The sequence below is a fragment of the Candidatus Borrelia fainii genome, assembly GCF_027925085.1.
Classification (GTDB): domain Bacteria; phylum Spirochaetota; class Spirochaetia; order Borreliales; family Borreliaceae; genus Borrelia; species Borrelia turicatae.
Window position 1 is genome coordinate 1 of sequence record NZ_AP027075.1, and the last position, 10,409, is coordinate 10,409.

Below are 10,409 nucleotides of genomic sequence, written 5' to 3' on the forward strand. Positions count from 1 at the left end.
AATTAATTATTTTTTAGTATAAAACACTTAGTCAATTATACCATAAACGATTCCCAATTATCCAACAAATATTCAAGCAAAAACTTCTCAAGTTTTTGCTTGTTTTTCACAAGAATCAACTGCTTCTCTTTATCCTCTAAATTAAATCTAACAATAACAGGTTTACACTCTGAAGGACTTCTCTTAACTCTTATATCATTAATAATTTTATTCAAAGAACTTTGCATAACATCTTGCTCACTTACATTTTCATTTTCTAAATAAGCACCGATTTTAATATATCTGTATATCATAGTTCTACTAAATTTATAATCTAAACAAAACTCATAAAAATTATCATATCCATCAAATCTATATAATTTATTCTTCTTTATCTCATAAAGTGCCTTGGCTAGTTCCAGTCTATTAACAACTTCTTCCAAAGTTCGAGCCTTAATTTCTTCTTTAAGTTGTCTATACCTTGATCGAGCCTTTTCTTTATCAGAAACATCCTCAATTTGAGTGACATCTCCCACCCTGCTTTTAATAGTATTAAGTATATCCATTTTCATCTTTATTCCCTCAACATAAATATTTGTAAACCAGTTTACAAATATTTATGTTGTTTTTATATTTTAAATACCTTCAATAACTTCAGCAACCTTTAAATATTCATTATAATATCGTTCGCTCTCCTGAGGTTCTAATCTATAAGTAACCATCTTCTGAATAGCAGCACTTCTATGAATTTTAATCGGAACATATTCCTGATAAAGTTGTTGTAAGCTATAAAAAAATTCTTTCTTTATTTTCCTATTTTCTTCGTAAAGAGTTTGAATAACATAATAACTCTTAAAATCCTGTTTCTGATAAGCACTAATAATCTCTTGCATTTTACTTTTCAAAATATCATAACTTTCAATTGCCCATAGCTCTGCTGGTAAAGGAATAACAACCTTGGTAGCAATCATCAAAGAATTAATAAGCTCTTTATTAACCGATGGGGGGGTATCAATTAATATATAATCATAATTATCGAAATAAGGGGTTAAAATCGTTTTCAACTTATACTCCTGCCCAATAATATTCTCTCCTGAAAATTGAGAAAGCTTAATGTGTGATGGAGCAAAGTGCAAATTATCTGTTATTTCATGAACAATACTCATAAAAGACTTTTTAGACTTTAATACTTCGTAAATATTATATTCTCTTATATCGATTTTGTTTTCAAAATAAGGAAGAAAATAAGAAGTAACACTGGCCTGAGAATCAATATCTATAAGTAAAGTTTTATACTTTTTAGAAAAAATAAACCCCAACATTATTGCTGTTACACTTTTACCAACTCCACCCTTAATTGAAGAGATTGTTATAATATCTCTCACCTCATACCTCTAGAATCTAAACACTTAAACCTCTTATCATAAAAAAGTTTATCTAAATTATCTTCAGCAATTAAGAGTTCCTCAGACAAAGAATTAACAACGCCAATATCTTTTGCCTTAATTGAGATATTAAGCTTTTTAATCTTATTTTTTATTGTAAAATAAGAAATATTATTAATTTTAGCCAAAAAAAGAGGAGTATAATATTTTTTTCCCTCATATTCAATGAAGAAATTTCTCAAATCTGTTGTCTCTGCCAAACTCAACTACCTTTTTGCCATTCTTTCTTTAGCTTGCCTCTAATAAAATTTTGGGCCTCTTCACTTAAAAGCAACTCCCTTTTCTTAAAAAACAAGTCTTTAGAAGAAATTATACCTTCAATTTTATTTTTTTTTATATATCTCGAAAGATAAGAAGAATCACTATATCCCAACTCCTTTGAAAATTCTTTCAAATTTTTTAAAGAATTTAAAAAATTTAATGTAATTCGCACAACATTTTATCTCCTAAATAAATTTTCATTAATAGCACAAATTATTGTCTAATATAACTAACTTTATTATAAACCATGAACATCATTTTGTAAATCAAATTGACAAAATAACTTTTTTAGTATATATATACATTATGTTGATTTTGTTTTTTAAACATAGAGACAAAAAAGACCTAAAAATCAAGGTCTTAAACAAACTGAAATAAAGGATAAATCGATGAAAAATTTAAATTTCTTTTTATATAATAACAGCAAACTCAAGAAAAATCAAGTTAGACTAATAAAACTAATTTCCATCTTAAAATATCTAAACAAAAACAAGTTAGGGTATAACCAACAAGACATACTTAACTTAACTAACTTTTTTTTAAAAAAAGAGGGTTACACGGTCATTAAAATGAAAACATTACAAAAAGATTTGAGCTTCCTCAAAAAAAACAATGTAATAAAAACATTCATAATCAGACTTGGGGAATACAAAGGTTCAAAAATAAAGTACATACCAAAAAACAATGCATATCAAATATTAAAGCAAATACTCAATTCAACAGAAGAACTATTAGAAAGAACATTCAATATTATATATAAACTAAGCAAACAGGAAAAAATCAAAAATAAAACAGAGCAAAAAAATAGAACAAAAAATAGCAGTGTAAATAATAATATAAATAATAATATAAATAATAATATAAATAATAGAAAAAAAACAGGAACAAAAAGTGACAAACAACAACAAACAATAGAAAAAATATTAGAAAAATACATGTTATACAAGGGTAAACAACAAAAAATAACCAAAATATAAGAGTAATACAAAGAAAAAAATTAATACATGAGCCAGGAGAAAGGGGAAAAAGTAATTATAAGTACAAAATTAAGAATTTTTTTAAAAACCTAAGCTACTTTATAATACCCTGAAAATTTAGCAGGAAGAACATAAAAACAAACATAATAAACCAAACACACTGATAACAATAATAAAGGCAAAAAAACCTCTTTATATCAAATAGACAAACTTTTTGAATTAAAAATAAAAAAATTTGTACAAGTAAATAACATTTAACATGTTACTTTTTGATAGTCTCAACGAGATCAATAAGTGATAATAGATTATCCTCTCACCAAAGAAAAACACTTCTTAGAGCATTATAAATCTTACAAGAGGATTATTGTAATTACAATATTATACTTACTATTAAGACCACCTTGAAGTCATTACTAAAGACCAAGTAAAATACACTCATACCGCCTCAAAACCAGAAGAATTTAAAAGAAATACACACAACTAAAAAATAATGTCTCTATAAATAAAAATATCACCTTATCTCTCCAAATTTTTTTGGAAAATAAACTAGGAGAGCTAAAATCAAGTAATTACTTATCAAAAGTATAAATCTTTCATTGTCTTTTGATAAGTAAAGATTATTAGAATTAATGTATATGTCTCCTTGAGATACAAAAGGATTTTTAAAAAATACTCGTAGAGAAATATTTCAATTAAAATTTTTTGAGTGAAAAATCTATGTACGAAATAAATAATCTTTTTCCATTATATAAATAAAAAGAAAACCCCTTGGGGAAGGGGATTATTTAAAAGAATGTATGGTATGAAGTAAATATTGATAATAAATTCTTTTAATTTTAAAAAAGGAGAATATTTAATAATTAATTATTAGTTCAAAAATTAATCATTTCAAGTTTTTCTAAAAAATTGCTAAATATTTTTTTCTCAAAATTTTAAATAGATGTGCCAGGATTGATCAATAACCTTAAAATTTCGACTCGTATAAGTATTGACTACCTTAATGATAGCTTATTTACAAGTTAAATATTGATAATTTGCCTTACATTTGTTTTGAGGGATGAGGACAAAAAGTTTTAACTATAATTTTTTGAAGGTTCTTCTTTTATACTAACAAAATTTTTGAATATCTTGGGAATTAAGATAGACTATTATCTGCTTAATTTGAAATCTCTTCCGTTAAGAATAGATTTCACTTAGAATACAAGAAAAGAAAGTCCCTACTCCTACGTCTTGTTTTGGAGAGGATTGATAGGAGTGTAGGGAACTATTGATAGAATGCTTTCTACCGCATTTATATCTGTTTATAATATTATTTTATTTTTTTAATTTTGTAAATATTTTTAAAAAATTTTATTATATTCAACGCCAAGACCAAATATTCACATAATATCGAATCAATTGACGGTGCAACCAAGTGTAAATAAGTTAATAATAGTTCATATTTATAAGGTTATTAACGATATTTACCATTGTAAACTCAGATGTATTTTGATTAAATACATTGCACTTATTATCTTGCGTTAAAATCATGATCAAGGTTTTTTATTACTTTTAAAAGGCTCATTTGACCTGCTTGTAATGTAGAAATTTTTCTTCTCTTATGTCTACAGTTTAATTCTTGGTTTATTTTTTTATTAAATTCTTGCATTTTTTTAATCTCTAAGGCACTTGGTTCATAGTCGATCCATTTTTTGTCTATCCACCCTTTTTCCCATTCATAATAGCCTTCATTGTAGTTAGTTCCATTAAACTCATCGAAATGTCTTGAAAGCGCTGATATTAATTTTGCACCATATTGAAGCATTTTCTCTGTTTTTGTCTTTACGGCAAATTCATCATAATCATAGGCTTTACCCGTTTGCATATTGATGATATCAACAATTAGTTTAAAGGTATTTATGCAATTCATTGCAATATTGCCAAATGGAAGATCTGGACTACTTAAGCACTTGATATTGATAGCATATTTACTCTTTAAACTTCTAGGTATTTTGAAGAAATCGACTATAAATCCATCGACTTTGGCTTTGTAATTTGCCTCATACTGAGAATTACCGAAAAAGGTCTCCCGATGACCCTCAGTCATATAATTATCATAATTCAGCATCATAGGCAACTTTTTTTCTTGAAAATTATCTTGTTTAATATTTTCCATCTCATATCCTTTTTAGATCAAAAAGTTTTGCTTTGATCTCATACATTATTATAATATATATTAAATAAGAATCGATACAAATAGCTGATGATTTTTTTAGTACGAATTTTTTGTTTGCTTTAACACAAGTTCGAGACCCTTTTACCTGGAATCATTATTTTTTATATTTGATATTGTTTTTTTGCAGGTTTGTGATAAATTTAATTTATCTTTAACCTTTAACCATTTATAAGAAGCTTTGAGCAAGCAATTTTCTCAAAGCTTCTTATTGCTATATTACTACACAGTATTAATATAGTATATAGTTTGATTATTTTAAAATTGGTAAATTTGAATTGATTATAATTTTTTTGGAAAAAGTTACCTATAAGCAGATATTTATGCGTTGCTATATTTATTGACGCATGTCTTACTCTTTTGAGTTTTTATGGTCAAACAAACTATCCTGTAAGACAATATATATCTATCGTTATACTATTATATTAATACTGTGTAGTAATATAGCAATAAGAAGCTTTGAGAAAATTGCTTGCTCAAAGCTTCTTATAAATGGTTAAAGGTTAAAGATAAATTAAATTTATCACAAACCTGCAAAAAAACAATATCAAATATAAAAAATAATGATTCCAGGTAAAAGGGTCTCGAACTTGTGTTAAAGCAAACAAAAAATTCGTACTAAAAAAATCATCAGCTATTTGTATCGATTCTTATTTAATATATATTATAATAATGTATGAGATCAAAGCAAAACTTTTTGATCTAAAAAGGATATGAGATGGAAAATATTAAACAAGATAATTTTCAAGAAAAAAAGTTGCCTATGATGCTGAATTATGATAATTATATGACTGAGGGTCATCGGGAGACCTTTTTCGGTAATTCTCAGTATGAGGCAAATTACAAAGCCAAAGTCGATGGATTTATAGTCGATTTCTTCAAAATACCTAGAAGTTTAAAGAGTAAATATGCTATCAATATCAAGTGCTTAAGTAGTCCAGATCTTCCATTTGGCAATATTGCAATGAATTGCATAAATACCTTTAAACTAATTGTTGATATCATCAATATGCAAACGGGTAAAGCCTATGATTATGATGAATTTGCCGTAAAGACAAAAACAGAGAAAATGCTTCAATATGGTGCAAAATTAATATCAGCGCTTTCAAGACATTTCGATGAGTTTAATGGAACTAACTACAATGAAGGCTATTATGAATGGGAAAAAGGGTGGATAGACAAAAAATGGATCGACTATGAACCAAGTGCCTTAGAGATTAAAAAAATGCAAGAATTTAATAAAAAAATAAACCAAGAATTAAACTGTAGACATAAGAGAAGAAAAATTTCTACATTACAAGCAGGTCAAATGAGCCTTTTAAAAGTAATAAAAAACCTTGATCATGATTTTAACGCAAGATAATAAGTGCAATGTATTTAATCAAAATACATCTGAGTTTACAATGGTAAATATCGTTAATAACCTTATAAATATGAACTATTATTAACTTATTTACACTTGGTTGCACCGTCAATTGATTCGATATTATGTGAATATTTGGTCTTGGCGTTGAATATAATAAAATTTTTTAAAAATATTTACAAAATTAAAAAAATAAAATAATATTATAAACAGATATAAATGCGGTAGAAAGCATTCTATCAATAGTTCCCTACACTCCTATCAATCCTCTCCAAAACAAGACGTAGGAGTAGGGACTTTCTTTTCTTGTATTCTAAGTGAAATCTATTCTTAACGGAAGAGATTTCAAATTAAGCAGATAATAGTCTATCTTAATTCCCAAGATATTCAAAAATTTTGTTAGTATAAAAGAAGAACCTTCAAAAAATTATAGTTAAAACTTTTTGTCCTCATCCCTCAAAACAAATGTAAGGCAAATTATCAATATTTAACTTGTAAATAAGCTATCATTAAGGTAGTCAATACTTATACGAGTCGAAATTTTAAGGTTATTGATCAATCCTGGCACATCTATTTAAAATTTTGAGAAAAAAATATTTAGCAATTTTTTAGAAAAACTTGAAATGATTAATTTTTGAACTAATAATTAATTATTAAATATTCTCCTTTTTTAAAATTAAAAGAATTTATTATCAATATTTACTTCATACCATACATTCTTTTAAATAATCCCCTTCCCCAAGGGGTTTTCTTTTTATTTATATAATGGAAAAAGATTATTTATTTCGTACATAGATTTTTCACTCAAAAAATTTTAATTGAAATATTTCTCTACGAGTATTTTTTAAAAATCCTTTTGTATCTCAAGGAGACATATACATTAATTCTAATAATCTTTACTTATCAAAAGACAATGAAAGATTTATACTTTTGATAAGTAATTACTTGATTTTAGCTCTCCTAGTTTATTTTCCAAAAAAATTTGGAGAGATAAGGTGATATTTTTATTTATAGAGACATTATTTTTTAGTTGTGTGTATTTCTTTTAAATTCTTCTGGTTTTGAGGCGGTATGAGTGTATTTTACTTGGTCTTTAGTAATGACTTCAAGGTGGTCTTAATAGTAAGTATAATATTGTAATTACAATAATCCTCTTGTAAGATTTATAATGCTCTAAGAAGTGTTTTTCTTTGGTGAGAGGATAATCTATTATCACTTATTGATCTCGTTGAGACTATCAAAAAGTAACATGTTAAATGTTATTTACTTGTACAAATTTTTTTATTTTTAATTCAAAAAGTTTGTCTATTTGATATAAAGAGGTTTTTTTGCCTTTATTATTGTTATCAGTGTGTTTGGTTTATTATGTTTGTTTTTATGTTCTTCCTGCTAAATTTTCAGGGTATTATAAAGTAGCTTAGGTTTTTAAAAAAATTCTTAATTTTGTACTTATAATTACTTTTTCCCCTTTCTCCTGGCTCATGTATTAATTTTTTTCTTTGTATTACTCTTATATTTTGGTTATTTTTTGTTGTTTACCCTTGTATAACATGTATTTTTCTAATATTTTTTCTATTGTTTGTTGTTGTTTGTCACTTTTTGTTCCTGTTTTTTTTCTATTATTTATATTATTATTTATATTATTATTTATATTATTATTTACACTGCTATTTTTTGTTCTATTTTTTTGCTCTGTTTTATTTTTGATTTTTTCCTGTTTGCTTAGTTTATATATAATATTGAATGTTCTTTCTAATAGTTCTTCTGTTGAATTGAGTATTTGCTTTAATATTTGATATGCATTGTTTTTTGGTATGTACTTTATTTTTGAACCTTTGTATTCCCCAAGTCTGATTATGAATGTTTTTATTACATTGTTTTTTTTGAGGAAGCTCAAATCTTTTTGTAATGTTTTCATTTTAATGACCGTGTAACCCTCTTTTTTTAAAAAAAAGTTAGTTAAGTTAAGTATGTCTTGTTGGTTATACCCTAACTTGTTTTTGTTTAGATATTTTAAGATGGAAATTAGTTTTATTAGTCTAACTTGATTTTTCTTGAGTTTGCTGTTATTATATAAAAAGAAATTTAAATTTTTCATCGATTTATCCTTTATTTCAGTTTGTTTAAGACCTTGATTTTTAGGTCTTTTTTGTCTCTATGTTTAAAAAACAAAATCAACATAATGTATATATATACTAAAAAAGTTATTTTGTCAATTTGATTTACAAAATGATGTTCATGGTTTATAATAAAGTTAGTTATATTAGACAATAATTTGTGCTATTAATGAAAATTTATTTAGGAGATAAAATGTTGTGCGAATTACATTAAATTTTTTAAATTCTTTAAAAAATTTGAAAGAATTTTCAAAGGAGTTGGGATATAGTGATTCTTCTTATCTTTCGAGATATATAAAAAAAAATAAAATTGAAGGTATAATTTCTTCTAAAGACTTGTTTTTTAAGAAAAGGGAGTTGCTTTTAAGTGAAGAGGCCCAAAATTTTATTAGAGGCAAGCTAAAGAAAGAATGGCAAAAAGGTAGTTGAGTTTGGCAGAGACAACAGATTTGAGAAATTTCTTCATTGAATATGAGGGAAAAAAATATTATACTCCTCTTTTTTTGGCTAAAATTAATAATATTTCTTATTTTACAATAAAAAATAAGATTAAAAAGCTTAATATCTCAATTAAGGCAAAAGATATTGGCGTTGTTAATTCTTTGTCTGAGGAACTCTTAATTGCTGAAGATAATTTAGATAAACTTTTTTATGATAAGAGGTTTAAGTGTTTAGATTCTAGAGGTATGAGGTGAGAGATATTATAACAATCTCTTCAATTAAGGGTGGAGTTGGTAAAAGTGTAACAGCAATAATGTTGGGGTTTATTTTTTCTAAAAAGTATAAAACTTTACTTATAGATATTGATTCTCAGGCCAGTGTTACTTCTTATTTTCTTCCTTATTTTGAAAACAAAATCGATATAAGAGAATATAATATTTACGAAGTATTAAAGTCTAAAAAGTCTTTTATGAGTATTGTTCATGAAATAACAGATAATTTGCACTTTGCTCCATCACACATTAAGCTTTCTCAATTTTCAGGAGAGAATATTATTGGGCAGGAGTATAAGTTGAAAACGATTTTAACCCCTTATTTCGATAATTATGATTATATATTAATTGATACCCCCCCATCGGTTAATAAAGAGCTTATTAATTCTTTGATGATTGCTACCAAGGTTGTTATTCCTTTACCAGCAGAGCTATGGGCAATTGAAAGTTATGATATTTTGAAAAGTAAAATGCAAGAGATTATTAGTGCTTATCAGAAACAGGATTTTAAGAGTTATTATGTTATTCAAACTCTTTACGAAGAAAATAGGAAAATAAAGAAAGAATTTTTTTATAGCTTACAACAACTTTATCAGGAATATGTTCCGATTAAAATTCATAGAAGTGCTGCTATTCAGAAGATGGTTACTTATAGATTAGAACCTCAGGAGAGCGAACGATATTATAATGAATATTTAAAGGTTGCTGAAGTTATTGAAGGTATTTAAAATATAAAAACAACATAAATATTTGTAAACTGGTTTACAAATATTTATGTTGAGGGAATAAAGATGAAAATGGATATACTTAATACTATTAAAAGCAGGGTGGGAGATGTCACTCAAATTGAGGATGTTTCTGATAAAGAAAAGGCTCGATCAAGGTATAGACAACTTAAAGAAGAAATTAAGGCTCGAACTTTGGAAGAAGTTGTTAATAGACTGGAACTAGCCAAGGCACTTTATGAGATAAAGAAGAATAAATTATATAGATTTGATGGATATGATAATTTTTATGAGTTTTGTTTAGATTATAAATTTAGTAGAACTATGATATACAGATATATTAAAATCGGTGCTTATTTAGAAAATGAAAATGTAAGTGAGCAAGATGTTATGCAAAGTTCTTTGAATAAAATTATTAATGATATAAGAGTTAAGAGAAGTCCTTCAGAGTGTAAACCTGTTATTGTTAGATTTAATTTAGAGGATAAAGAGAAGCAGTTGATTCTTGTGAAAAACAAGCAAAAACTTGAGAAGTTTTTGCTTGAATATTTGTTGGATAATTGGGAATCGTTTATGGTATAATTGACTAAGTGTTTTATACTAAAAAATAATTAATA

The 10,409-nt window shown here is 25.9% G+C and carries 12 protein-coding genes; 6 read left to right on the plus strand and 6 right to left on the minus strand.

What is annotated here, in order from left to right; translation table 11 throughout:
* Positions 1 to 35 precede the first annotated feature (35 nt).
* From QMG63_RS05655 to QMG63_RS05670, 4 genes are all read right to left on the minus strand, one after another.
* Positions 36 to 551, minus strand: a complete 516-nt coding sequence (locus QMG63_RS05655; RefSeq protein WP_281862467.1) for a chromosome replication/partitioning protein — start codon at positions 549 to 551, stop codon at positions 36 to 38.
* 63 nt (positions 552 to 614) lie between these two features.
* Positions 615 to 1,364 carry a ParA family protein gene (locus QMG63_RS05660; protein ID WP_281862469.1) on the minus strand — a complete coding sequence of 250 codons (750 nt, stop codon included), beginning with the start codon at positions 1,362 to 1,364 and terminating at the stop codon, positions 615 to 617.
* Complete coding sequence (locus QMG63_RS05665; protein ID WP_281862471.1) at positions 1,361 to 1,624, minus strand: hypothetical protein; 264 nt, start codon at positions 1,622 to 1,624, stop codon at positions 1,361 to 1,363. The genes QMG63_RS05660 and QMG63_RS05665 overlap by 4 nt, the downstream gene beginning before the upstream one ends.
* A 2-nt stretch (positions 1,625 to 1,626) precedes the next feature.
* Positions 1,627 to 1,857: a hypothetical protein gene (locus QMG63_RS05670; protein WP_281862473.1), complete on the minus strand. Its 231-nt coding sequence runs from the start codon at positions 1,855 to 1,857 to the stop codon at positions 1,627 to 1,629.
* 217 nt (positions 1,858 to 2,074) lie between these two features.
* Between QMG63_RS05670 and QMG63_RS05675 the strand changes: the two genes are divergently transcribed.
* Positions 2,075 to 2,662 (plus strand): plasmid maintenance protein, encoded by a 588-nt coding sequence (locus QMG63_RS05675; protein ID WP_281862476.1) that lies wholly within the window; start codon positions 2,075 to 2,077, stop codon positions 2,660 to 2,662.
* A gap of 1,510 nt (positions 2,663 to 4,172) precedes the next feature.
* Here QMG63_RS05675 and QMG63_RS05680 read toward each other — a convergent pair.
* Positions 4,173 to 4,817, minus strand: coding sequence for a hypothetical protein (locus tag QMG63_RS05680; RefSeq protein WP_281862477.1), 645 nt, complete (start codon positions 4,815 to 4,817; stop codon positions 4,173 to 4,175).
* A gap of 775 nt (positions 4,818 to 5,592) precedes the next feature.
* Between QMG63_RS05680 and QMG63_RS05685 the strand changes: the two genes are divergently transcribed.
* Positions 5,593 to 6,237: a hypothetical protein gene (locus QMG63_RS05685; RefSeq protein WP_281862477.1), complete on the plus strand. Its 645-nt coding sequence runs from the start codon at positions 5,593 to 5,595 to the stop codon at positions 6,235 to 6,237.
* 1,510 nt (positions 6,238 to 7,747) lie between these two features.
* Here the strand turns inward: QMG63_RS05685 and QMG63_RS05690 are convergent.
* The gene (locus QMG63_RS05690; protein WP_281862476.1) at positions 7,748 to 8,335 is read right to left on the minus strand and encodes a plasmid maintenance protein; all 588 of its coding nucleotides are present in this window, start codon (positions 8,333 to 8,335) and stop codon (positions 7,748 to 7,750) included.
* A gap of 217 nt (positions 8,336 to 8,552) precedes the next feature.
* Between QMG63_RS05690 and QMG63_RS05695 the strand changes: the two genes are divergently transcribed.
* From QMG63_RS05695 to QMG63_RS05710, 4 genes are all read left to right on the plus strand, one after another.
* Positions 8,553 to 8,783 (plus strand): hypothetical protein, encoded by a 231-nt coding sequence (locus QMG63_RS05695; RefSeq protein ID WP_281862473.1) that lies wholly within the window; start codon positions 8,553 to 8,555, stop codon positions 8,781 to 8,783.
* Positions 8,784 to 8,785: 2 nt separating this feature from the next.
* Complete coding sequence (locus tag QMG63_RS05700) at positions 8,786 to 9,049, plus strand: hypothetical protein (RefSeq protein WP_281862471.1); 264 nt, start codon at positions 8,786 to 8,788, stop codon at positions 9,047 to 9,049.
* Positions 9,046 to 9,795: a ParA family protein gene (locus QMG63_RS05705; RefSeq protein ID WP_281862469.1), complete on the plus strand. Its 750-nt coding sequence runs from the start codon at positions 9,046 to 9,048 to the stop codon at positions 9,793 to 9,795. The genes QMG63_RS05700 and QMG63_RS05705 overlap by 4 nt, the downstream gene beginning before the upstream one ends.
* A gap of 63 nt (positions 9,796 to 9,858) precedes the next feature.
* On the plus strand, positions 9,859 to 10,374 hold the full coding sequence (locus QMG63_RS05710) for a chromosome replication/partitioning protein (protein ID WP_281862467.1): 516 nt from the start codon (positions 9,859 to 9,861) through the stop codon (positions 10,372 to 10,374).
* The last annotated feature ends 35 nt before the right edge of the window (positions 10,375 to 10,409 follow it).

What these genes read in the sequence shown, in the direction of transcription:
- QMG63_RS05655 (WP_281862467.1), bottom strand. Translation starts at nt 551, where the DNA reads ATGAAAATGGATATACTTAATACTATTAAAAGCAGGGTGGGAGATGTC.
- QMG63_RS05675 (WP_281862476.1), top strand. Translation starts at nt 2,075, where the DNA reads ATGAAAAATTTAAATTTCTTTTTATATAATAACAGCAAACTCAAGAAA.
- QMG63_RS05680 (WP_281862477.1), bottom strand. Translation starts at nt 4,817, where the DNA reads ATGGAAAATATTAAACAAGATAATTTTCAAGAAAAAAAGTTGCCTATG.
- QMG63_RS05685 (WP_281862477.1), top strand. Translation starts at nt 5,593, where the DNA reads ATGGAAAATATTAAACAAGATAATTTTCAAGAAAAAAAGTTGCCTATG.
- QMG63_RS05690 (WP_281862476.1), bottom strand. Translation starts at nt 8,335, where the DNA reads ATGAAAAATTTAAATTTCTTTTTATATAATAACAGCAAACTCAAGAAA.
- QMG63_RS05710 (WP_281862467.1), top strand. Translation starts at nt 9,859, where the DNA reads ATGAAAATGGATATACTTAATACTATTAAAAGCAGGGTGGGAGATGTC.